This window comes from Streptomyces sp. NPDC028289 (assembly GCF_055565975.1).
Map to the genome: position 1 here is coordinate 305,318 of NZ_JBVHTI010000004.1, position 22,235 is coordinate 327,552.

At 71.3% G+C, this 22,235-nt stretch carries 16 protein-coding genes; 3 read left to right on the plus strand and 13 right to left on the minus strand.

The window, feature by feature from the left end:
* Positions 1 to 57 precede the first annotated feature (57 nt).
* Complete coding sequence (locus ACZ4UV_RS21380) at positions 58 to 1,251, minus strand: RNA polymerase sigma factor (protein WP_467839800.1); 1,194 nt, start codon at positions 1,249 to 1,251, stop codon at positions 58 to 60.
* The gene (locus tag ACZ4UV_RS21385; protein WP_390038828.1) at positions 1,251 to 1,601 is read right to left on the minus strand and encodes a YciI family protein; all 351 of its coding nucleotides are present in this window, start codon (positions 1,599 to 1,601) and stop codon (positions 1,251 to 1,253) included. The genes ACZ4UV_RS21380 and ACZ4UV_RS21385 overlap by 1 nt, the downstream gene beginning before the upstream one ends.
* Positions 1,602 to 1,700: 99 nt before the next feature.
* Here ACZ4UV_RS21385 and ACZ4UV_RS21390 point away from each other — a divergent pair, with 99 nt between their 5' ends.
* Together ACZ4UV_RS21390 and purU are read left to right on the plus strand one after the other, a co-directional pair.
* Positions 1,701 to 2,753, plus strand: a complete 1,053-nt coding sequence (locus ACZ4UV_RS21390) for an acyl-CoA dehydrogenase family protein (protein WP_451023218.1) — start codon at positions 1,701 to 1,703, stop codon at positions 2,751 to 2,753.
* A 141-nt stretch (positions 2,754 to 2,894) separates the two neighbouring features.
* Entirely contained in the window at positions 2,895 to 3,767 is an 873-nt protein-coding gene (gene purU / locus ACZ4UV_RS21395) for a formyltetrahydrofolate deformylase (protein WP_467839804.1), read from the plus strand.
* A gap of 57 nt (positions 3,768 to 3,824) precedes the next feature.
* On the opposite strand, the gene ACZ4UV_RS21400 is transcribed toward purU, so the two are convergent.
* From ACZ4UV_RS21400 to betA, 11 genes are all read right to left on the minus strand, one after another.
* The gene (locus tag ACZ4UV_RS21400) at positions 3,825 to 4,433 is read right to left on the minus strand and encodes a sarcosine oxidase subunit gamma (RefSeq protein ID WP_467839807.1); all 609 of its coding nucleotides are present in this window, start codon (positions 4,431 to 4,433) and stop codon (positions 3,825 to 3,827) included.
* The gene (locus ACZ4UV_RS21405) at positions 4,426 to 7,674 is read right to left on the minus strand and encodes a sarcosine oxidase subunit alpha family protein (protein ID WP_467839809.1); all 3,249 of its coding nucleotides are present in this window, start codon (positions 7,672 to 7,674) and stop codon (positions 4,426 to 4,428) included. The genes ACZ4UV_RS21400 and ACZ4UV_RS21405 overlap by 8 nt, the downstream gene beginning before the upstream one ends.
* Positions 7,675 to 7,685: 11 nt before the next feature.
* Positions 7,686 to 8,915, minus strand: a complete 1,230-nt coding sequence (locus ACZ4UV_RS21410) for a sarcosine oxidase subunit beta family protein (RefSeq protein WP_467839812.1) — start codon at positions 8,913 to 8,915, stop codon at positions 7,686 to 7,688.
* Between the two features lie 32 nt (positions 8,916 to 8,947).
* Entirely contained in the window at positions 8,948 to 10,231 is a 1,284-nt protein-coding gene (gene glyA, locus ACZ4UV_RS21415; protein ID WP_467839815.1) for a serine hydroxymethyltransferase, read from the minus strand.
* Positions 10,232 to 10,371: 140 nt separating this feature from the next.
* On the minus strand, positions 10,372 to 12,837 hold the full coding sequence (locus tag ACZ4UV_RS21420) for a GcvT family protein (protein ID WP_451019932.1): 2,466 nt from the start codon (positions 12,835 to 12,837) through the stop codon (positions 10,372 to 10,374).
* Between the two features lie 256 nt (positions 12,838 to 13,093).
* Entirely contained in the window at positions 13,094 to 14,059 is a 966-nt protein-coding gene (locus tag ACZ4UV_RS21425; protein WP_451019933.1) for an ABC transporter substrate-binding protein, read from the minus strand.
* Between the two features lie 13 nt (positions 14,060 to 14,072).
* A complete protein-coding gene (locus ACZ4UV_RS21430) occupies positions 14,073 to 16,046 on the minus strand; it encodes an ABC transporter permease (RefSeq protein WP_451019939.1) in 1,974 nt (657 codons plus the stop codon).
* The gene (locus ACZ4UV_RS21435) at positions 16,046 to 17,137 is read right to left on the minus strand and encodes a quaternary amine ABC transporter ATP-binding protein (protein WP_451019934.1); all 1,092 of its coding nucleotides are present in this window, start codon (positions 17,135 to 17,137) and stop codon (positions 16,046 to 16,048) included. The genes ACZ4UV_RS21430 and ACZ4UV_RS21435 overlap by 1 nt, the downstream gene beginning before the upstream one ends.
* Positions 17,138 to 17,158: 21 nt before the next feature.
* Positions 17,159 to 18,628, minus strand: coding sequence for an aldehyde dehydrogenase family protein (locus ACZ4UV_RS21440; protein ID WP_467839821.1), 1,470 nt, complete (start codon positions 18,626 to 18,628; stop codon positions 17,159 to 17,161).
* 142 nt (positions 18,629 to 18,770) lie between these two features.
* On the minus strand, positions 18,771 to 19,607 hold the full coding sequence (locus tag ACZ4UV_RS21445; RefSeq protein ID WP_467839825.1) for a methylenetetrahydrofolate reductase: 837 nt from the start codon (positions 19,605 to 19,607) through the stop codon (positions 18,771 to 18,773).
* Between the two features lie 6 nt (positions 19,608 to 19,613).
* The gene (betA, locus tag ACZ4UV_RS21450; protein WP_451021942.1) at positions 19,614 to 21,284 is read right to left on the minus strand and encodes a choline dehydrogenase; all 1,671 of its coding nucleotides are present in this window, start codon (positions 21,282 to 21,284) and stop codon (positions 19,614 to 19,616) included.
* A 149-nt stretch (positions 21,285 to 21,433) separates the two neighbouring features.
* On the opposite strand from betA, the gene ACZ4UV_RS21455 reads away from it, so the two are divergent.
* On the plus strand, positions 21,434 to 22,231 hold the full coding sequence (locus ACZ4UV_RS21455; RefSeq protein ID WP_451021943.1) for an IclR family transcriptional regulator: 798 nt from the start codon (positions 21,434 to 21,436) through the stop codon (positions 22,229 to 22,231).
* Positions 22,232 to 22,235: the final 4 nt, after the last annotated feature.

Sequence of the window (22,235 nt, forward strand, 5' to 3'; positions counted from 1 at the left end):
GACCGAAGTAAATTCCGGCAGCCCGAAACCACTGCGTTTGACGAAGGTCACACCTGCTCAGTCGGTGAGTTCGCCCCGTCGCCGTGCGAGGTGTACTTGTTCGGGCAGGCTGCCGGTGAGCGCGATGGCCGCGTCGTACTCCGCCACCGCCTCGCGGTCCCGGCCCAGCCGGCGCAGCAGGTCGGCGCGGACGGCGTGCAGCACGTGATACCCGCTCAGCTCGAGGGCGTCGACCAGCTCCAGAGCCGCGGCCGGGCCCTGGACCTCGGCCACCGCGACCGCCCGGTTCAGCGCCACGACCGGAGTGGGGGCGACGGCCATGAGCTGGTCGTACAGCGCCAGGATCTGACCCCAGTCGGTGGCCCCGGCGCTCCGCGCGTCGCTGTGCACGGCGTTGATCGCGGCCTGGATCTGGTACGGCCCGGGGCGGTTGCGCCGCAGGCACCGCCGGACGAGTTCCTGCCCCTCCTCGATCAGCTCCCGGTCCCAGAGGCCGCGGTCCTGCTCGGGCAGCGGGACCAGTTCACCGGCTGTCGGCTGCCGGGCGGGCCGCCGGGCCTCGACGAGCAGCATCAGCGCGAGCAGCCCTGCGGCCTCGGGCTCGTCCGGCATCAGCTCGTACAGCAGCCGGCCCAGGCGCAGGGCTTCGGCGCACAGCGCGGGATCGCCGCCGTAGCCCTCGTTGAAGACGAGGTAGACGACGGCCAGGACCCCGTTCAGCCGGTCGGGGAGGTCGGCGTCCTTCGGGATCCGGTACGGGATCCCAGCGTCGCGGATCTTCGCCTTGGCGCGCACCAGGCGCTGGGCGAGGGTGGGCTCGGGGACCAGGAAGGCGCGGGCGATCCGGGCCGCGCTGAGCCCGCCGAGCAGGCGCAGGGTCAGGGCCACCCGGGACTGGAGGGCGAGGGCGGGATGGCAGCAGGTGAAGATCAGCCGGAGCCGTTCGTCGCGCACGGGGCCCTCCTCGGCCGGTGCGTCGGGCGCGTGCAGCCGGGCGGCCTCGGTGTGCCGGGCGTCCCGGGAGGACTCCCGGCGCAGCCGGTCGATCGCGCGGTTGCGGGCGGTGGTGATGATCCAGCCGGCCGGGCTCGGCGGCGTCCCGGTGCGCGGCCAGCTGTCCAGCGCGGTGGTGAAGGCGTCCTGGACCGCTTCCTCGGCGAGGTCGATGTCGCCGAGGAAGCGGACCAGAACCGAGACCGCGCGCCCGTACTCGGTACGGAACACGGCCTCGACATCGGCGGACTCCACCATCAGTGCTGGTCCACGAAGGGCCGTACCTCGATGGGGAGGGTGGTGGCGAGAGCGGCCCTGCGGCCCCACTCCAGGGCGGCGTCGAGGTCCTCGGCGCGGATCAGGCAGAGGCCGCCCAGGTACTCCTTGCCCTCGGCGTAGGGCCCGTCCGTGATCAGTACGTCGCCGTCCTTGGGCCGCAGCATCGTGGCCGTCTCCGGACCGTGCAGTCCGCCCGCGAAGACCCAGGCACCGGCGGCGCGCAGCTCGTCGTTGAACGCCTCGACGTCGCGCATGATCGTGGCGAGCGCGTCGGGCGGGGGCGGGGTGGCGTCGGCGGGCTGGACCACGCTCAGCAGGTAGTGCTTCATGACGTTCTCCTCGGTCGTCGTGGGGTGTTCTCGCCTTCTACACGAACGGCGGGCCCCCGGATCGACACCGCACTCCGGGTAACCGAAAGAATCTTCCCTATGACCATCGCCGCGCATCCGCTCGTCGCCCGCGCCCGGGAACTCGCCGACGGCCTCCTCTCCCCCGCCGCCGAGCACGTCGACCAGGAGGGCGTCCCCGCGAGCCACATCGAGGCGGTCAAGCGATCGGGCCTGCTGGGGGTGAACGCCCCGGTGGCGTACGGCGGCTCGGCGGCGCCCGCGGCCGTGGTGCGGGAGACGGCGGAGATCCTGGCCGGGGCGTGCTGCTCGACCTGGTTCGTGCAGACGCAGCACCACACTCCGGTGCTGACCCTGACCAGGTCCGATCTGCCGGTGCGGGAGCGCCTGCTGGGCCCGTTGGCCCGCGGTGAGCTGCTGTCGGGGGTGGCGTACGCGCATCTGCGGTCCTACCCGCGGGTTCCCGTGCGGGTCCGTCGGGAGGCGGGCGCATGGCTCTTCTCCGGCACCGTGCCCTGGTACACCGGCTGGGGCCTGAACGACGTGCTGCTGCTGGCCGGGGTGACCGAGGACGACGAGGCCCTGTTCGCCTTCGTGGAGGCACGGGAGCAGCCGGGCCTGCGGCCGTCGGAGCCGATGCGCCTGGCGGCGCTCACCGCGTCCCGGACGGTGTCGCTGGACCTGGACGGCCTGCTGGTCCCGGAGGAGGCGGTCGCGCTCCGGACGCCGTTCGCGCGGTGGGCGGCGGCGGACCGCCCGAAGACCCGCAACACCAACCCGGCGGTCTTCGGCATCGCGGAGGCGGCGCTGGCGCTGGTGGACGAGGAGTTCACGGCCGGCCTGCGCGGCCGCCTGGCGGAGATCCGCCGCCGGGCCTACGCGCTGGCCGACCATCCGGTGCCGGACGAGCACGCGGAGGAGCGGCTGGCGCTGCGGGCGGAGGCGTTCACGCTGATGCGTACGGCCACGACCGCGGCGGTGGTGACGGGCGGCGGCCGGGCGATGTCCCTGGACCACCGCGCCCAACGGCTGGCCAGGGAGGGGCTGTTCCTGCTGGTCCAGGGGCAGACGGGCGAGTCGCGCACGGCGCACCTGAAGGGACTCGCGGAGCGGTCCCGCCCCGGCGGCCGTTGACGGGACCGACTCGCACGCGAGTTGCGCATCGTACAGAGTGGTGCGCCAAGTAGAACGCAGCCTCTTGACCCGTCGACCCCCTTGGCTGGACCATGTTGCGTATCACTCATGTCGTTGCGCAATGCGCATCAGGAGGATGTCATGTCTCCTCGACCGCAGCCCGGCCGCGAGTTCGTCCTCACCCTGTCCTGTCCCGACCGGGCCGGTCTGGTCCACGCCGTCACCGGCTTTCTGGTCGGCCACGGCGGCAACATCCTGGAGAGCCAGCAGTTCGACGACCGGCTCCAGGACCGCTTCTTCATGCGGGTGCACTTCGACGTCCCGGACAAGGCCGTCTCCCTGGAGGATCTGCGCACCGGTTTCGCCCCGGTCGCCGAGGAGCACCGCTTCACCTGGCGGCTGACCGACGCGTCGACCCCGACCCGCACCCTCATCATGGTGTCGAAGTTCGGCCACTGCCTGAACGACCTGCTGTTCCGCCGGTCCACGGGCGCGCTCAACATCGAGATCCCGGCGATCGTCTCCAACCACCGCGACTTCGAGCCGCTGGCCCGGACCTACGGCATACCCTTCCACCACATCCCGGTGACACCCGACACCAAGGCGGAGGCGGAGGCCCGGCTGCTGCGGCTCGTCGGCGAGCTGGACGTCGACCTGGTGGTGCTCGCCCGGTACATGCAGATCCTCTCCGACGACCTGTGCAAGCAGCTCGACGGCCGGGCCATCAACATCCACCATTCCTTCCTGCCGAGCTTCAAGGGGGCCCGGCCCTACGTCCAGGCGCACCAGCGCGGCGTCAAGCTGGTGGGCGCCACGGCGCACTACGTGACGCCCGACCTGGACGAGGGCCCGATCATCGAGCAGGACGTCGTCCGGGTGAGCCACGCGCACGCCCCGGACGAGCTGGTCGCGCTGGGCCGCGACGTCGAGGCCCAGGTGCTCGCCCGCGCCGTGCGCTGGCACAGTGAGAGCCGGGTGCTGGTCAACGGCCGCTGCACGGTCGTCTTCCGCTGACACCGCGAAGGGCGGGCCGGCACCCCGGTGGGGTGCCGGCCCGCCCTTCGCGGTGCCTCACACGTATTCCACGGCCGCGTCCAGCAGCCAGTCCACCAGGTAGCCGGCGAAGGAGGAACGCACCAGTACCCAGAAGCCGGCCCTGGTCTCGTCCCGTGCGACCAGGACGACCTGGGTGCGGGCCAGCGTGGTCTGGGCGCAGCGGCCGGGGCCGAAGGCCCGGGGGTGCAGGTCCAGGGCGCAGCCGTGGGCGAGCAGGTCGCGGGCGCGCGGGCCACCGACGAGGAGGGCGGTGCGCTGGGCGGAGACGTCCGTGACGGTCACGGCGCCCGGTTCGTACCCGGCTGCCGTACGGATCCGGCTCTCCAGGTCCCGCTCGGTGCCGGGCAGGCCCACCACCAGCCATTCGTCGGGGCCGAGCCAGACCGCGGTCGTCTCCCCCGCGTGCACCACGGTGTCGGGTTCCAGAGGCAGCTGCAGTCCCAGGGCCAGTGCGACGGCGTCCGCCACCGGGCTCTTGGCGTCGAGGCGGACGTTCACCTGGGCCAGGAACGGGAGTTCGGCGAGGCGGACCGCGCCCTTGGAGGAGCGGGTCACGGCGGCCAGCCGGGGTGCGGCGTCGGCCAGGGGGCTGCGCCGGGATGCGGTCGGGGCGGTGTCAGCCATCGCGGCGGGCTCCCTCGGGGTCGTAGAGGACGGGGCTTGCGACGGTCACCGGCAGGAGCTGTCCGCCGACGGGGGCGTAGAGGCGTTCACCGATGCGGTCCCGGCCGCTCTTGACCAGGGCGAGGGCGAAGGTCCGGCCGAGTGCGGCGCTGCGGTAACTGGAGGTGACGTGGCCGAGCATCGGCACGGGCGGGGCGGGCAGTTCGCTGTCGGCGACCAGGTGCGTGCCCTCCGGGAGGAAGGCGGCAGGGTCGTCGGCGAGCAGGGCGACGAGCTGCTTGCGGTCGGGCCGGACGGTGTCGGCACGCGCGTAGGAGCGCTTGCCGATGAAGTCGGGCTTCTTCTTCGAGACCGCCCAGCCCATGCCGAGATCCTGCGGGGTGACGGTGCCGTCGGTGTCCTGGCCGACGATCGGGTAGCCCTTCTCGGCCCGCAGCACGTGCATGGTCTCGGTGCCGTACGGGGTGATGCCGTAGGGGGCGCCCGCCTCGTACAGCGCCTCCCAGAGCGCGACCGCGTGCCACGGCGACACGTTGATCTCGTAGGCGAGTTCGCCGGAGAAGCTGATCCGGCACACGCGGGCGTCGATGCCGGCGACGGTGGTCTCGCGCCAGGCCATGAACGGGAAGTCGTCGTTGGACACGGCCAGTCCGGGCGCGAGCGAGCCGAGGACGGCGCGGGACCGGGGGCCGACCAGGGCGACGGTCGCCCAGTGCTCGGTGACCGAGGTGCAGTGCACGCGCAGGTCGGGCCACTCGGTCTGCAGCCACTCCTCCATCCAGTCCAGGACGGCCGCCGCGTTGCCGGTCGTGGTGGTGACCAGGAACCGGTCGGGGGCGAGCCGGATGACCGTGCCGTCGTCGAACACCATGCCGTCCGGGCGGCACATCACGCCGTAGCGGATCATGCCGACCTTCAGGGTGCTCATCATGTTCGTGTAGAGCAGGTCCAGGAAGCGCCCGGCGTCCGGGCCCTGGACGTCGATCTTGCCGAGCGTGGAGGCGTCCATGAAGGCCACGCCCTCACGGGCGGCACGGCACTCGCGGAGCACGGCGGTCTCCATGTCCTCGCCGTCCTGCGGGTAGTACCAGGGCCGCTTCCACTGACCGACGTTCTCGAAGAGCGCGCCGTGCTCGACGTGCCAGCGGTGCAGGGCGGTGGTGCGGACCGGGTCGTGCAGCGCGCCCCGGTCGCGCCCGGCGAGGGCGGCGAAGGAGACGGGGGTGTACGGCGGCCGGAAGGTGGGCAGGCCGAGCGCCGAGACGTCGACGCCGAGGAGTTCGGCGACGACTCCGCTCGCCAGGAGGCCACCGGTCTTGCCCTGGTCGTTGGCGGTGCCGGCCGTGGTGTAGCGCTTGGTGTGCTCCACCGAGCGCAGGCCCGCGCCGGTCGCGCGGGTCAGGTCGGCCACGGTGACGTCGCGCTGGAGGTCCACGAAGCGGGGGGCCTCGCCGGGGACGGTGAAGACCGCCATGGGCGGGGTGTACGGCTGTGGGGCCACGGCGGGGAGGGCGGGGGTCTCGGCGGTGTAGCCCTCCGCCTCCACCGCGCGGGTGCCGGCCGCGGCGCCCTGTACGAGGGCCGTGGCGAGGTCGAACGCCCCGTTCGCGGCGCCCACGGCCTCCACCGCCTGACGGCAGCTGTCGGGCACGAACGTGCCGAGTGCCTCGTCGTGGCGGAGCCTGCCGCCCGCCTGGCTGAACAGGTGGGCAACGGGGTTCCAGCCGCCGGAGACGAGGAGGAGGTCGGCGGCGAACTCCCGCTGGGCGCCGGTGCCTTCGTACGGCGCGACGGTCACGGCGGTGAGACGCTCGCTGCCCGCCGTGCCGGTGACCGCGTGGCCGGGCAGCACCTCGATCCCGGCGGAGCGGGCCCGCTCGGCCCACTGGCCCGGTTCGGGCCGGGTGTCGACGATCGCGGCGATGCCGACTCCGGCCGCCGCGAGGTCGAGGGCGGCCGCGTAGGCGCTGTCGTTGGTGGTGAGGACGACGGCATGCCGGCCGGGGAGCACGGCGTACCGGTTCAGGTAGGTACGGGCCGAGGTCGCCAGCATCACGCCGGGGCGGTCGTTGTCGCCGAAGGCGAGGGAGCGTTCGTGGGCGCCGGTGGCGAGGACGACGTGCCGGGCGCGGATCCGCCAGACGCGTTCACGGGAGACGTGCGGCGGGGCGTCGGCGCCGAGGTGGGCGGTGCGGCGCTCCACGGCGAGGAGATGGTTGTCGTCGTAGTGGCCGAAGACGGTGGTGCGGGGCAGGACGCGCACCTCGGGGGCGGCTTCGAGGCGGGCTCGGGTGGCCGCGACCCAGTCGAGGTGCTCGCCGGTGCCGAGCAGGCTGCCGCCGGGCTCGGGCTGGTCGTCGGCGAGGATGACGCGGGCGCCGGTGGTGGCCGCGGCCGCCGCCGCGGCGAGGCCGGCCGGGCCGGCGCCGACGATCAGCAGGTCGCAGTGGGCGTGTACGGCGTCGTAGCGGGCCGGGTCGGGGGTGGTGGCGAGGCGGCCCTGACCGGGGAGGCTGGTCGCGACCAGGCCGTCGTGGAGTTCGACGGTGGTGGCGGGGAGCATCGGCTCGGGGAACGGGGCCTCGATCTGGACGACCGCGTTGGGTTCTTCGACGCCTGCGGAGAAGATGCCGCGGGGGCGGCCGAGCTTGATGCTGGTGGCGGCTTGGATGATGCCGTTGGCGAGGAGGGCGGAGGCGAGGGTGTCGCCTCGGTAGCCCTGGTACCGGGTGCCGTCGAAGGTGAAGGTGAGGGGGGTGGTGCGGTCGATTCGGCCGCCGGTGGGGGTGCGGTAGGGGTGGTCGCCCCCGCCGCCCCTGCCCGTCCCGTCCTGAAGGGGCGCCGCCCCTTCGACCCCGCTGGGGGCTGCGCCCCCAGGCCCCCCTTCGGCCTGAACGGCCTCGTCCTCAAACGCCGGACGGGCTGGGAGGGGCGGAGTCGGCTGCGAAGGCCCCGCCTGACGGGCTGATGGTGTCGGACGCGGCTCACCCGTCCTGTACACCGTCAGGATCTCGTTCGTCGACGTGTCGCGGACCGCGTTGAACCAACGCCGGCAGCCTGCCGCGTGGCTCCAGCGCTCCGCGAACGGGCCCTTCGGGTTGGTGCGGAAGAAGAGGTAGCGGGCCCACTGCTCGTCGGTGAGGGAGGCCGGGTCCTCGGGGTAGGGGACGTGGGCCTGGCCGCCGTAGTGGAACTCGGTCTCGTCGCGGGGCCCGCACCACGGGCAGGGGATGAGCAGCATGGTTGGGCTCCCTAGTGGGCCACCGCGGCCGCGCCGTGCTCGTCGACGAGCGCGCCGGTGGTGAAACGGTCGAGCGAGAAGGGGGCGTTGAGGTGGTGAGGGCTGTCGTGGGCGATGGTGTGGGCGTAGACCCAGCCGACGCCTGGCGTGGCCTTGAAACCGCCGGTTCCCCAGCCGCAGTTGAGGTACAGGTTGTCCACCGGGGTGAGGCCGACGATGGGCGACGCGTCGGGGCTGACGTCGACGATGCCGCCCCAGGTGCGCAGCACGTGGGCGCGCGCGAAGACCGGGAAGAGTTCGAGGGCCGCCGCCATCTGCTCCTCGATGATGTGGAACGCGCCGCGCTGCGTGTAGGAGTTGTACGCGTCGATGCCGGCGCCCATCACCAGCTCGCCCTTGTGCGCCTGGCTGACGTACACGTGCACCGCGTTGGACATGACGACGGTGGGGTGGACGGGCTCCAGGAGTTCGGAGACCAGGGCCTGGAGCGGGTGGCTCTGGAGGGGGAGTTCGATGCCCGCCATGGCGGCCAGGACCGAGGTGTGGCCGGCCGAGCAGAGGGCCACCTTGCCTGCCGCGATCGGGCCGAGGGTCGTCTGCACGCCGACGACCCGGCCGCCCACCACGTCCAGCCCGGTGACCTCGCAGTTCTGGATGATGTCGATGCCGGCCGCGTCCGCGGAGCGGGCGAAGCCCCAGGCGACGTAGTCGTGCTTGGCGATGCCGGCGCGGGGCTGGTAGGTGCCGCCGAGGACCGGGTAGCGCACGTCGGGTGAGGTGTTGACGATCGGGCAGACCTCTTTGACCCCGTCGGCGTCGAGCCACTCGGCGTCGACGCCGTTGAGGCGGTTGGCCTCGACCCGGCGGACGCTGTCGCGAACGTCCTGGAGGCTGTGGGCGAGGTTCAGGACGCCGCGCTGGGAGAAGAGGATCGGGTAGTCGAGTTCCTCCTCCAGTCCCTCCCAGAGTTTCAGCGCGTGTTCGTAGATGCCGGCGCTCTCGTCCCACAGGTAGTTGGAGCGGATGATCGTGGTGTTGCGGGCCATGTTCCCGCCCGCGAGCCAGCCCTTCTCCAGGACGGCCACGTTGGTGATGCCGTGGTTCTTGGCCAGGTAGTGGGCGGTGGCGAGGCCGTGCCCGCCGCCGCCGACGATGACGACGTCGTACGACCGCCTGGGTTCGGGTGTGCGCCAGAGGAACTCCGGGTGGTCGGGGAGGTCGGCGCCTGGGGGTCCCCCCACGCCCGCAGGGCGTAGGGGGCGGGTGCGGGGGCTCATCGGACGGCTCCGTCGTGCGAGAGGTGCGGGTAGAGCGGGTGTTCGGCAGCGAGCGCCTCGGTGCGGGCGCGCAGGGCGGCGATGTCCGGCTCGGGCTGGAGGGCGAGCGCGATGACGTCGGCCACCTCGGCGAAGTCCTCCGCCCTGAAGCCCCTGGTGGCCAGTGCGGGGGTGCCGATGCGCAGGCCGGAGGTGACCATCGGCGGCCGCGGGTCGAAAGGGACGGCGTTTCGGTTGACGGTGATGCCGATCTCGTGGAGGAGGTCCTCCGCCTGGCGGCCGTCGAGCGGGGACTCCCGCAGATCGACCAGGACGAGGTGGACGTCCGTGCCGCCGGTCAGCACCTGCACACCGGCCGCGGCCGCGTCGGGGCGGGTCAGGCGCTCGGCGAGGATGCGGGCCCCGGCCAGGGTGCGAGCCTGACGTTCGGCGAACTCGGGTGACGCGGCGACCTTGAAGGAGACGGCCTTCGCCGCGATGACGTGCTCCAGCGGGCCGCCCTGCATCCCCGGGAACACCGCCGAGTTGATCTTCTTGGCGAGGTCGGCGTCGTTGGTGAGGACGACTCCGCCGCGGGGGCCGCCGAGGGTCTTGTGCGTGGTCGTGGTGACCACGTGGGCGTGCGGGACGGGGCTCGGGTGCAGCCCCGCCGCCACCAGGCCCGCGAAGTGCGCCATGTCGACCATGAGCAGGGCGCCCACCTCGTCGGCGATCCGCCGGAAGGCCGCGAAGTCGAGCTGCCTCGGGTACGCCGACCAGCCCGCGATGATCATCTTCGGGCGGTGTTCCTTGGCGAGTCGCTCCACCTCGTCCAGGTCCACGAGGTTGTCGGTCTCGGAGACGTGGTAGGGCACGCCGTTGAGCATCTTGCCGCTGTAGTTGAGGCGCATGCCGTGGGTGAGGTGGCCGCCGTGCGCGAGGTCGAGGCCGAGGATCGTGTCGCCGGGCTGGAGCAGCGCGAAGAAGACGGCGGTGTTGGCCTGGGCTCCCGAGTGCGGCTGCACGTTGGCGAACCCCGCCCCGAAGAGCGACTTGACCCGTTCGATCGCCAACCGCTCGGTGACGTCCACGTGTTCGCAGCCCCCGTAGTAGCGGCGGCCGGGATAGCCCTCGGCGTACTTGTTCGTGGCGACCGAACCCTGCGCCTCCATCACGGCGACGGGCGCGAAGTTCTCGGAGGCGATCATCTCCAGGGTGGACTGCTGCCGCTCCAGCTCGGCACGGAGCGCGGCATGGACCTCGGGGTCCAGCTCGGCCAGGGGCATGTTGAGCGCGTTCATACGGGTTCCGCGATCCTTTCAACGACCTTGGCGAGGCGCCCCGTAAGGGGCGCGGGGCTGTACTGATATGCGGCTACCGCCGCATGGGCGCGACCAGCCACGACGAGCCCGCAGTCGAACAACGACGCCACCCGGATCCGTCACCCACGGAGACGACTCATCCCCGGGTCGAACAACGGCTCCTCGGCCACCACCGCGTCCACGCGCTGGTCGAAGTACCCGATCTGCACGCCGGTCCCGGGCACCGCCAGCTCCACCGGCAACCACGCGTAAGCGATCCCCTTGCCGATCGTGTAGCCGTACGCCGCGCTGGTCACGTAACCCACCGCACGCTCACCGTCGTACACCGGCTCCTTGCCCATCACGACCGCCCGCGGGTCGTCGACGGTGAGGCAGCTCAGCCGGCGCCGCACATCCGCCTTGCGCCGCTCCAGCGCGGTCTTTCCGACGAAGTCGCCCTTGTCGAGCCTGACCGCGAAGCCGACGCCGGCCTCGTAGGGGTCGTGCTCGTAGGTCATGTCGGTGCCGAAGGAGCGGTAGCCCTTCTCCAGCCGGAGGCTGTTGAAAGCGCCGCGGCCGGCGATGATCCCGCCGAGGGGCTCGGCCGCCTGCCAGAGGGTGTCCCAGAGCTTCTGCCCCTGGTCGGCGGTGGTGTACAGCTCCCAGCCGAGTTCGCCGACGTACGACAGCCGCATCGCCGTGACCGGCACCGAACCGATGTAGGCGCGCTTGGCGCGGAAGTACTTGAGGCCCTCGTTGGAGAAGTCCTCGTCGGTGAGCGGCTGGAGGACCTCGCGGGCGAGGGGGCCCCACAGGCCGATGCAGCAGGTGCCGGGGGTGATGTCGCGGACCTGGACCCTGCCTCCCCCAGCTACCGCTGGGCGGTGCCCCCAGGCAGGGAGGTGGCGGGTGAACCAGTCGAGGTCGAGGTTGCCGTTGGCGCCGACCTGGAAGAGGTCGCGGGCGAGGCGGGCGACCGTGATGTCGCTGCGGATGCCGCCGTCGTGGTCGAGGAGCAGCGTGTACGTCACCGAGCCGACGGACTTGGCGACCTTGCCGGTGACCAGGCCCTCCAGGAAGTCGGCGGCGCCGGGGCCACTGACCTCCAGGCGCTTGAGCGCGGTCATGTCGTACATCGCGACGGTCTCGCGGGTGACCTGGGCCTCGGCGCCGACGATCGGCGACCAGTAGCGGGCGGCCCAGTCGTTGGGGGTGGGGATCGAACGGTCTTCGAGAAGGCCCGCGTTGGCCTCGTACCACTGGGGGCGCTCCCAGCCGTTCGCCTCCAGGAAGAACGCGCCGTGTTCCCGCTGGCGGGCGTGGAAGGGGCTGGTGCGGATCGGGCGCGGTTTCCCGGACGGCTGGAGGGGGTGGAGGATGTCGTAGACCTCGACGAAGTTCTGGCAGTCGCGGGCCAGGACGTACTCCGGGGCGAGCTGGTGGGGCTCGAAGCGGTTGACGTCGCACTCGTGGAGGTCGAAGGACGAGCAGTGGCCGTCGACCAGCCATTCGGCGACCGCGCGGCCGACGCCGGCGGAGTGGGTGACCCAGACGGCCTCGGCGACCCAGAAGCCCTTGACGTCCGGGGACTCGCCGAGCAGCGGGTAGCCGTCGGTGGTGAAGGAGAACAGGCCGTTGATGCCCTCCTCGACCTTGGCCTCGCGGGTTGCGGGGAGGAGGGACCGGGTCTCGGTCCAGGCGTCCTCGAAGTCCTCCTCGGTGAACTTCAGGACAGACGGCATCTGGTCGGCCTCGTCGACGGAGAGGATGTCGTCGGCGGAGACCGGCATCGGGCGGTGGCCGTAGTAGCCGATGCCGATGGTGTCGAAGCGGTCCCGGTAGTAGAGGTCGGCGTCCTGGTGGCGCAGGATCGGGCGGACGGCCTCCTCGGTCTGGCCGGCCAGGGCGGGGACGGGGCCGGTCCAGGCGAGTTGGTGGGCGAGCGGCGTGAGGGGCAGGTTCATGCCGACCATGCGGGCGATCTTCGGGCCCCAGATGCCGGCGCAGCAGACGACGATGTCGGCGGGGATCTCGCCCTGGTCGGTCACCACCGCGGTGACGGCGCCTTCGCTCTGGCGGACGTCGAGGACCTCGTGGCGGGCGAGGAAGCGGACGCCGCGTTCGGTGGCCCGGCGGATCTGGGCCTCGACGGCGAGGACGGCCTTGGCGAGGCCGTCGGTGGGGACGAGGAGGCCGCCGAGGACCCGGTCGGGGTTGACCAGCGGGTGCTGCTCGACGCACTCCTCGGGGGTGAGGAGCCGCGCCTCGATGCCCCAGGACGTGATCCAGCCGTGCCGGCGGTGGAGTTCGGTGAGGCGCTCGGGGGTGGTGGCCACTTCGAGGCCGCCGACCTGGAGGAAGCAGGGCTTGCCGTCGACGTCGAGGGAGCAGAACTTCTCGACGGTGTAGCGGGCCAGCTCCGTCATGGTCTTCGAGGGGTTCGTCTGGAAGACCAGGCCGGGAGCGTGTGAGGAGGAGCCGCCGGTGGCCGGGAGGGGGCCCTGGTCGACCACGGTCACCTCGGTCCAGCCGCGTGCGGAGATCTCGTCCGCGAGGGCCGCCCCCACGACACCCGCTCCGATGATGACCACTCGGGGTCCCGCCATCGCCCAACCTCCGAACTTGAGACCGGTGCAGTTGCTTTGTGCGCAACGTGATTCAGGCTGCGCAACTCAATGTGCCCCCCTCGACGAGGGGTGTCAAGGGGGTGGCGACCCTGCGGAACAGCCCGCGGAACAGCACCGGGAGCAGCCCCGGCGGCGGCCCTCACGACGGCCGGAAAACGGCAACGCCCGGCGGGCGGCGCGCACAGCTGCGCACCGCCCGCCGGGCGTCCCGGAACGACCCTTTTGACGGCCCTCGCTACTTCAGCCAGGCCTTCACCTTGTCGGGGTTGGCGTCGACCCACTTCTTCGCCGCCGCGTCGTCCGACATCTTGTCCACCGCGATGTACTTGGCCACGGTGTTCTGGTCGTCGTTGGTCCAGTTGAACTTCTTCACCAGGTCGTACGCCGGGCTGCCCGACTTGGCGAAGCTCGCGCTGACGATCTTGTCCAGGTCGTAGACGGGATAGTCGCAGGCCACCTTCGCCGCGTCGGCGTCGCAGCCCGTCGTGTACTTGGGCAGGTCCACCTTGACCAGCGGCACCTCGGACAGGAACCACTGCGGTTCGTAGAAGTAGCCGATCAGCCACTGCTTGTTCTTCTCGGCCGTTCTGAAGGCCTGGATGAGCGCGGTCTCGCTGCCCGCGTACACCACCTTGAAGTCCAGCTTCAGGTTCTTCACCAGTGCGGCGTCGTTGGTGACGTACGACGGGTCGCCGTCGAGCAGCTGGCCCTTGCCGCCGGACTCGGAGGTCTTGAACTGGGCCGCGTACTTGTTGAGGTTCTCCCAGTTCGTGATGTCGGGGTGCGCCTTGGCCAGCCACGGCGGCACGTACCAGCCGATGATGCCCTTGTTGCCGGTGGAGCCGGCCTCGACGGCCGTCTTCTGCCCGGTGATGTACTTCTTCTTCAGATCGTCGTGGCCCCAGTTCTCCAGGACGGCGTCGACCTCGCCGGTCCCGAAGCCCTGCCAGGCGATCTCCTCCTTCAGGTCCTTCTTGTTGACCGTACAGCCGAGGTCGTGCTGCGCGACGTACGCGACGACCGCCGCGTCCGCCTCGTAGCCCACCCAGGGGTTGACGGCCAGGTTGAAGGTGCCGCACTTGCCGCCCGAGGACGTCGAGCCGGCGGAACTGCTGTCCCCGACCTTCGCCCCGCCGCAGGCGGTGAGGGTGAGGCCGAGGACGGCCAGGCCGGCCGCGCCGGCTCGCCAGTGTTGTGCCATGGTGTCGAGCTCCTTATGCCCTGGTGCGTCGTGCCGCAGCCTGAGTGATCCGGTCGAACATGACTCCGAGCAGTACGATGGCGAGCCCCGCCGCCAGCCCCTTGCCGTACAGCTCGCCCTGCGAGAAACCGGCCACGACGTCGTAGCCGAGGGCGCCGGCCCCTACCAGGCCGCCCACCACAACCATCGACAGCACGTAGATCAGGCCCTGGTTGGTCGCGAGGGTCAGGGCGCTGCGTGCCATCGGCAGCTGGACCTTGGTGATGATCTGCCAGGTGTTGCACCCGGCCGAGGTGGCCGCTTCCACGGTGGGCGCGGACACGTTCCGCACCCCGTCCGCGATGATCTTGACGGCGACGGGTGCCGCGTAGACGACGGCCGCGACGATCGCCGTGAAGCGGGTGGCGCCGAAGAGCGCCAGGAACGGTACGAGATAGACGAACGGCGGCATGACCTGTGCCGCGTCCAGGGTGGGCCGGATCAGCCGGTCCACCAGCATGCTGCGGCCCATCCACACGCCGAAGACCACGCCGACCAGCATCACCAGGACGGTGGCCACGGCGGTGGAGGCGAGGGTGGTCATGCTGTCCGACCACAGGCCCGTGCCGACCAGCAGCCCGACGCACACGGCCGCCGTCACCCCGGCCCGCCAGCCGCCGAGGACCGCGCCGAGCCCGACCAGGACGGCGCCGACCAGCCACCACGGAGAGTCGGTGAGCAGGGTCTGGAAGGGGTTGAGCAGGCCGTTGGTGAGGGCGTCCCGCAGGGCGTTGGTGAGGCCCGAGAGGTGGTCCTGCATCCAGGTGGTCGCGGTGTCGGCCGCGCTCGCGATGTGGCTGCCCACGGTGCCGTCGCCGGGGAACTCGGCCGCCCAGACGTAGGTGTGGGAGAGGTAGGCCAGGACGACGGCGGCGACCCCGCCCGCTCCGAGCAGCGGACGGCGCCACTTGAGGAACCGCCCGTCCGTGCGGCGGGTCTCGGTGCGGGCGGCGGCCGCGGTAGTGACCCGGTCGAGCACGATGGCCATGACGACGATGGCGAGGCCGGCGTTGAAGGCGGTGCCGACGTCGAGGGACTGGAGGGCCTGGACGACGGTCTTGCCGAGGCCGGGCGCGTCGATCAGGGCGGCGATGGTGACCATGGCCAGGGCGGCCATGATGGTCTGGTTGACGCCCATGACGACGGTGCGCTTCGACATCGGGAGCAGCACCTTCACCAGTTGCTGGGTGCGGGTGGTGCCGAGCGAGTCGGCGGCCTCCACCGTGGTCTCGGGGACGGAGCGGATGGCGTGCGCGGTGATGCGGATGGCGGGCGGGGCCGCGTAGATCACGGTGGTGATGACGGCGGAGGCGCCGCCGATGAGGAAGATCAGGGTCAGCGGGGCGAGGTAGACGAAGGTCGGCATCGTCTGCATGAAGTCCAGGAAGGGCGTCATGATCCGGTTGAACCGGTCGGAGAGCCCCGCCCAGACCCCGAGCGGGATGCCGATGAGCAGCGCCACCAGGACCGCCGACAGGGTCAGCGCCAGGGTGTCCATGCTCTCCTGCCACAGGCCCTGGAGCCCGAAGAAGGTGAACCCGGCGACGGCCAGCAGGGCGACCCGCCAGTTGCCCACCGCCCAGGAGACGTACCCGACGAGTCCGACGACGCCGAGCCAGCCGATCTGCGGGACCGGGCGGCCGTCGGTGGGCTGGGAGATCAGCGACTGGACGAAGGTGACCAGGTTGTCGATGACCAGCCGGATCTCGTTGAAGAAGTACAGGAAGACCGGGTTGGAGTTCCGGTTGGCGCCGATGCTGTCGTTGACGTCGTTCAGCCAGCGGTGCAGCCCGGTGAGGTCGGCGGCGGCCAGGGTCAGCGTCTGCCGGCCCCGGAACGCGGCGAAGAGCACCAGCCAGACGACCAGGATCGCCGCCACCACCATCGGGCGGCTGACCTTCTTGCGTATCGTCGCGACCGGCGCGGTCGCGTCGGCGACGGCGGCCATCAGGCGCCGCCCTCCTGCCCGGCGACGACCGCGAGGATCTCCTCGTCGCCGACGATGCCGAGCAGCTTGCCGTTCTCGACGACCTTGACCGGCTTGTCGGCGGCGAGCACCGCCCGGGTCGCCTCGCGTACGACGACGTCCGGGCCCAGCTCGGGTCCGTCCAGGGCGTCGTCGGGCTCGGCGGGCCGCATGATCCAGCGCAGGGTGAGGACGTCGCCGCGCGGCACGTCCTTGACGAAGTCCCGTACATAGTCGTCCGCCGGGGCCCCGACGAGTTCGTCGCCGGTGCCGCACTGGACCATCTTGCCGTCCCGCATGATCAGGATGCGGTCGCCGAGCTTGAGCGCCTCGGAGAGGTCGTGGGTGATGAACACCATCGTCTTGCCGACCTCGTGGTGCAGCCGGATGACCTCGCTCTGCATGTCGCGCCGGATCAGCGGGTCGAGCGCGGAGAACGGTTCGTCGAAGAAGAGGACGTCGGGGTCGCCGGCCAGCGCCCTGGCCAGGCCCACGCGCTGCTGCATACCGCCGGAGAGCTGGTCGGGGTAGGAGTTCTCGTAGCCGGCGAGGCCGACCAGCTCGACGGTCTCCATCGCGCGTTTCATGCGGTCGGCCTTGCCCATGCCCCGGATCTCCAGGCCGAACGCCACGTTGTCCACGACCTTGCGGTGCGGCAGCAGCCCGAAGTGCTGGAAGACCATGGAGAACTTGCTGCGCCGCAGCTCCCGCAGCCGCCGGGGGTCGGCGTCCCGGATGTCCTCGCCCTCGAAGACGATCTCGCCGGCGGTGGGTTCGATCAGCCGGGTCAGACATCGCACCAGGGTGGACTTGCCGGAACCGGACAGGCCCATGACGACGAAGACCTCGCCGGGCGACACCTCGAAGTCGACGTCCCGCACGGCGGCGGTGCAGCCGGTGCGGTCCATCAGCTCGCGGCGGGTGAGCCCGCAGAGCTCCTCGGAGCCCGGCACCTCGTCGGCCTTGGGCCCGAACACCTTCCACAGCCGGCGCACGGAGATGACCGGGGTGCGGTCCCGGGGTTCCTCGGACGTGTCGCGCCGCTGCGACGCCTCGGTCTGGGCTGGGGGCATGGTGGGGACCTCTCTTCGGCGTCAGCCGCGGAACCAGTGCTGCGGCCGGGGTTGGATGTTCTGCCAGACGTGCTTGGGCTCTCGGTACTCGTCCAGGCCGGTCGGTCCCAGCTCGCGGCCCACGCCCGAGTGCCCGAAGCCACCCCATTCCGCCTGCGGCACATAGGGGTGGTAGTCGTTGATCCACACGGTGCCGTGGCGCAGCCTGCGGGCGACCCGCTGGGCCTTGCCCGCGTCCTGCGTCCAGACGGCTCCGGCGAGGCCGTACTCCGTGTCGTTGGCGATGCGGACGGCGTCGTCCTCGTCGTGGAAGCGCTCCACGGTGAGCACGGGGCCGAAGGACTCCTCGTGCACCACGCGCATGTCCTGGCGGCACTCGTCGAGGACGGTGGGCGGGTAGTAGAAGCCGTTCGCGAGCGCGGGGTCGTCGGGGCGCGTGCCGCCGCAGCGCAGTACGGCGCCCTCGGCGAGGCCCGCGGCGACGTACGCCTCGACCTTCTCGCGGTGCCGCGCGGAGATCAGCGCGCCGGTCTCGGCCTCGGGGTCGAAGGGGCCGCCGAGCCGGATGAGGCGGGCCCGGCGGACGACCTCGTCGACGAAGGCGTCGTGGATCGAGTCCTCGACGATCAGCCGCGCCCCGGCCGAGCAGACCTGCCCCGAGTGCAGGAAGACGGCGGTGAGCGCGAAGTCGACGGCCGTGTCGAAGTCGGCGTCCGCGAAGACCACGTTGGGGTTCTTGCCGCCGAGTTCGAGGGCGACCTTCTTCACGGTCGCCGCAGCGGTGGCCATGATCCGCTTGCCGGTCTCCAGGCCGCCGGTGAAGGACACCATGTCGACGGCGGAGTCCTCGGCGAGCGCGGCGCCGGCCTCGGGCCCCGCGCCGAGCACGAGGTTGCCGACACCGGGCGGGAGTCCCGCCTCCTCCAGCGCCTTCAGCAGCAGGATCGCGGTGGAGGGGGTCAGCTCGCTGGGCTTCAGGACGAACGTGTTGCCCGCGACCAGGGCGGGCGCGACCTTCCAACTGGCCTGCAGCAGCGGGTAGTTCCAGGGGGTGATCAGTCCGCAGACGCCGACGGGTTCGTAGCTGACCCGGCTGAGCGCGTCGTCGCGGCCGGTGTCGATCACCCGTCCTGCGCTGGTGCCGGCGATGCCGCCGTAGTAGCGGAGGCAGGAGACGACGTCGGCGATGTCGTACTCGCTCTCCACCAGGCGCTTGCCGGTGTCCAGGGACTCGGCGCGGGCGAACTCCTTGGCGTCGCGCTCGATGATGTCGGCGGTGCGCAGGAGCAGGGCGCCGCGCTCGCGCTCGGGGGTGTGCGGCCAGGGACCCTCGTCGAACGCGCGGCGGGCGGCGGCGATCGCGGCCTCCGTGTCGGGGCGGGTCGCCTCGGCGACCGTCGCGACGAGGGTGCCGTCCGCCGGACAGCGGATCTCGCGGTGGCCGCCGGCCATCGCCGCGCGCCATTTCCCATCCACATAAAGATCTGCCACGGCCGCGCCCTTCGAGCCCGAATTCGTTGCGCATTGTGCATTGGATTGCTTTTGGTGGAACACCCTGACCGAATGTACTGACACCCGTCAAGGGCTCCGCGTATCCCGATTCGGCCGCGAAAACGCGACCCCCGGGGGTGGGTCAGCCGCCCAGCCGGTCCAGCAGCGCGCGGCGCCACCGCTCCGTCTCGGCGACCTGGTTGAAGGTGAACAGATGGAGGCCCGCCACGCCCGCCGACGGCGCGGTGAACGCCGCCCCGCCGCGGGTGAGCAACCGCTCCGGGTGGTATCCGCCGGGTGTGGCGAAACGCAGGAACCAGGAGGCGTGTCCGGTGAGGAAGCGGGTCGACTCCCCCACCCCGATCTTCGTCGCCATGGACAGCAGCTTGGCCCGCTGGACGGGCCCGGCGACGCCGAGGTACACGGGCAGGGTGACGTCCCGTCGCCGGATCCGGGTGAGCCAGTCGGCGAGCACGCGCGCGTCGAAGCAGAGGTTGCTGACGATGTAGGTGGCGTGCGCCCGCTTGTCCCACATCGCCTGGATGGTGAGGTCGTCATGGATGAGGGGATGGCTCTCCGGGTAGCCGGTGATCCCGGTTTCCCCGAAGGGTCTGCCCAGTTCGGTCAGACGGCGCAGCACCGGCAGCGCTCCCTCGTAGGTCCCGGCGGGCGGATCGGCGTCGCCCGCCGGGACGAAGAGGTCGTCGACGCCCGCCGCGCGCAGCCGCTCGGTGACGTCCTTCAGGTGGGTGTCGTCACGCAGCAGCCGTGCCGGGACGTGCGGGACGACCCGGTAGCCGTGCGCCGTGAGCCGCTCGGTGAGGTCGAGGGTCGGTTCCAGGCCCTTGACCGGCGACGCCGTGACCGCGACCACGACGTCGCGGGGCACATGGGCGAGGACCTTGTCCTCGGCCGCCCGGGCGGGCAGCACCTCGTAGCGGACACGGGCGAGCAGCGCCCGCAGCGCCTCGGCGCCCATGGCGGGCTACCCGGCCTGCTTCTGGGCGTCGCGGAGCCGGTAGTACACGGCCTTGGAGGGCGGCAGGGGCTCCTTGCCGAGGATGAGGTCGGCCGCCTTCTCGGCGATCATCATCACCGGGGCGTAGATGTTGCCGTTGGTGACGTACGGCATCACCGAGGCGTCCACCACCCGCAGGCCCTCCACGCCGTGCACCCGCATGCTCGCCGGGTCGACGACCGACATCTCGTCGGTGCCCATCTTGCAGGTGCAGGACGGGTGCAGGGCGGTCTCACCGTCCTTGGCGACCCAGTCGAGGATCTCCTCGTCGGTCGCCACGGACGGGCCGGGTGAGATCTCCCCGTCGTTGTAGGGGGCGAGGGCGGGCTGGTCGAGGAGGTTGCGGGCGACCCTGACCGCCTCGACCCACTCGCGGCGGTCCTGCTCGGTGGAGAGGTAGTTGAAGCGCAGAGCCGGGTGTTCGCGCGGGTCCCTGCTCCTGATCTTCACCGAGCCGAGGGCGTCGGAGTACATGGGGCCGACGTGGACCTGGTAGCCGTGACCGCCGGCCGGCACCGAGCCGTCGTAGCGGACCGCGATGGGCAGGAAGTGGAACATCAGGTTGGGGTAGTCCACGTCGTCGTTGCTGCGGCAGAAGCCGCCGGCCTCGAAGTGGTTCGTCGCGGCCGGCCCCTTGCGGAAGAGCCACTGGAGGCCGATGAAGGGGGCCCGCCACTTGGCGAGGTACGGCTGGACGGAGACGGGCTGCTTGCAGGCGTACTGGATGTACACCTCAAGGTGGTCCTGGAGGTTCTCGCCGACGCCGGGCAGGTCGTGGACGACGTCGATGCCGAGGGCGGCGAGTTCCTCCGCGTTTCCGATGCCGGAGAGCTGGAGCAGCTGCGGGGAGTTGATCGCGCCGCCGCAGAGGATGACCTCCTTGGCCCGGACCTGCTGGAGGGCGCCCTTGCCGCGCTGGAACTCGACGCCGACCGCCTTCTTGCCCTCGAAGAGGACGCGGGTGACCAGGGCGCGGGTCTTCACGGTGAGGTTGGGGCGCTTCCGAGCGGGTTTGAGGTACGCCTTGGACGCCGACAGGCGCCGGCCGCGGTGGACGTTGCGGTCGAACTTGGCGAAGCCCTCCTGCCGGTAGCCGTTGACGTCGTCGGTCGGCGCGTACCCGGCCTCCTCGGTGGCCTGGAGGAAGGCGGAGAACAAGGGGTTGGTGGCGGGGCCGCGTTCCAGGACCAGGGGGCCGTCGTGGCCGCGGAACTCGTCGTCCGGGTCGGCGGCGAGGCAGTTCTCCATCCGGCGGAAGTACGGCAGGCAGTGCGCGTAGTCCCAGCTCTCCATCCCGGCGTCGGCGGCCCAGCGCTCGTAGTCCATGGGGTTGCCGCGCTGGAAGATCATGCCGTTGATGCTGCTGGAGCCGCCGAGCACCTTGCCGCGGGCGTGGTAGATGCGGCGGCCGCCCATGTGGGGCTCGGGCTCGGACTCGTACTTCCAGTCGTAGAACCGGCTGCCGATGGGGTACGTCAACGCCGCCGGCATGTGGATGAAGACGTCCCACGGGTAGTCGGGGCGGCCTGCCTCCAGCACCAGCACCCGGTTGCCCGGGTCGGCGGAGAGCCGGTTCGCCAGTGCGCTGCCGGCCGAGCCGCCGCCGACGATGACGAAGTCGTACTGCAAGGGAGCCATGGTGCCTCGTCTCACTCGCGCCGTCGATTGCGCGGCATGCTAGTACGGGTATCGCTATACGCACCAGGTTGCGAACAACGCAACTTGTAAGATCTTTGTTCACATCGCGTTACTTGGAGAGCGTTGTTTACTGCGCGTATAGTTTCGCTATGAGCAACTTCAGTCCGGATACCGAAACGAACGGCTCATCTTCTGGTGGCGTGCAGTCCGTCGACCGCGCCATCAGCGTCCTGGAGATCCTGGCCCAGCGCGGCGAGGCGGGGGTCAGCGAGGTGGCCGCCGAGATCGATGTTCACAAGTCGACCGCGTTCCGTCTGCTCGGCGCCCTGGAGGCGCGCGGTCTCGTGGAGCAGTCGGGCGAGCGGGGCAAGTACTCGCTCGGCTTCGGCATCGTACGCCTGGCAGGTGCCGTGACGGGACGCATCGACGTCACCCAGCAGGGCCGGGCGGTGTGCGAGCGGCTGGCCGACGAGATCGGCGAGACGGTCAACATCGCGGTGATGCAGGAGCACTACGCGATCAACCTCTACCAGGTGCGCGGCACGGCCGCCGTCACCGCGCACAACTGGGTCGGCCAGCTGACCCCGCTGCACGCCACCTCCAGCGGCAAGATCATGCTCGCCCACCGGCCCGCCGCGGAGCGCGCCGCGCTGATCGCGGACGGGGGTCTGAAGAAGCTCACCCCGCACACCATCTCCTCGAAGGCGAAGCTGGAGAAGAACCTCGCCGAGGCCCGGGAGCGCGGTTACGCCTGGACGCTGGAGGAGCTGGAGATCGGGCTGCACGCGATGGCCGCGCCGATCCGCGACCGGGACGGGGTGGTCATCGCGTCGATCAGCGCGTCCGGGCCGTCCTACCGGTTCACCGAGGAGCGCATGCACGAGCTGGCCCCGGTGCTGGTCAAGGGCGCGGAGGAGATCAGCCACCGCATGGGGTACCTGGGCTGAGCCC

Excerpts from the sequence above, each read along its gene's own strand:
- ACZ4UV_RS21420 (WP_451019932.1), bottom strand. The coding sequence starts at position 12,837 with ATGGCGGGACCCCGAGTGGTCATCATCGGAGCGGGTGTCGTGGGGGCG.
- ACZ4UV_RS21380 (WP_467839800.1), bottom strand. The coding sequence starts at position 1,251 with ATGGTGGAGTCCGCCGATGTCGAGGCCGTGTTCCGTACCGAGTACGGG.
- ACZ4UV_RS21435 (WP_451019934.1), bottom strand. The coding sequence starts at position 17,137 with ATGCCCCCAGCCCAGACCGAGGCGTCGCAGCGGCGCGACACGTCCGAG.
- ACZ4UV_RS21390 (WP_451023218.1), top strand. The coding sequence starts at position 1,701 with ATGACCATCGCCGCGCATCCGCTCGTCGCCCGCGCCCGGGAACTCGCC.
- glyA (WP_467839815.1), bottom strand. The coding sequence starts at position 10,231 with ATGAACGCGCTCAACATGCCCCTGGCCGAGCTGGACCCCGAGGTCCAT.
- ACZ4UV_RS21405 (WP_467839809.1), bottom strand. The coding sequence starts at position 7,674 with ATGCTGCTCATCCCCTGCCCGTGGTGCGGGCCCCGCGACGAGACCGAG.
- ACZ4UV_RS21430 (WP_451019939.1), bottom strand. The coding sequence starts at position 16,046 with ATGGCCGCCGTCGCCGACGCGACCGCGCCGGTCGCGACGATACGCAAG.
- ACZ4UV_RS21425 (WP_451019933.1), bottom strand. The coding sequence starts at position 14,059 with ATGGCACAACACTGGCGAGCCGGCGCGGCCGGCCTGGCCGTCCTCGGC.
- betA (WP_451021942.1), bottom strand. The coding sequence starts at position 21,284 with ATGGCTCCCTTGCAGTACGACTTCGTCATCGTCGGCGGCGGCTCGGCC.
- ACZ4UV_RS21385 (WP_390038828.1), bottom strand. The coding sequence starts at position 1,601 with ATGAAGCACTACCTGCTGAGCGTGGTCCAGCCCGCCGACGCCACCCCG.
- purU (WP_467839804.1), top strand. The coding sequence starts at position 2,895 with ATGTCTCCTCGACCGCAGCCCGGCCGCGAGTTCGTCCTCACCCTGTCC.
- ACZ4UV_RS21445 (WP_467839825.1), bottom strand. The coding sequence starts at position 19,607 with ATGGGCGCCGAGGCGCTGCGGGCGCTGCTCGCCCGTGTCCGCTACGAG.
- ACZ4UV_RS21400 (WP_467839807.1), bottom strand. The coding sequence starts at position 4,433 with ATGGCTGACACCGCCCCGACCGCATCCCGGCGCAGCCCCCTGGCCGAC.
- ACZ4UV_RS21455 (WP_451021943.1), top strand. The coding sequence starts at position 21,434 with ATGAGCAACTTCAGTCCGGATACCGAAACGAACGGCTCATCTTCTGGT.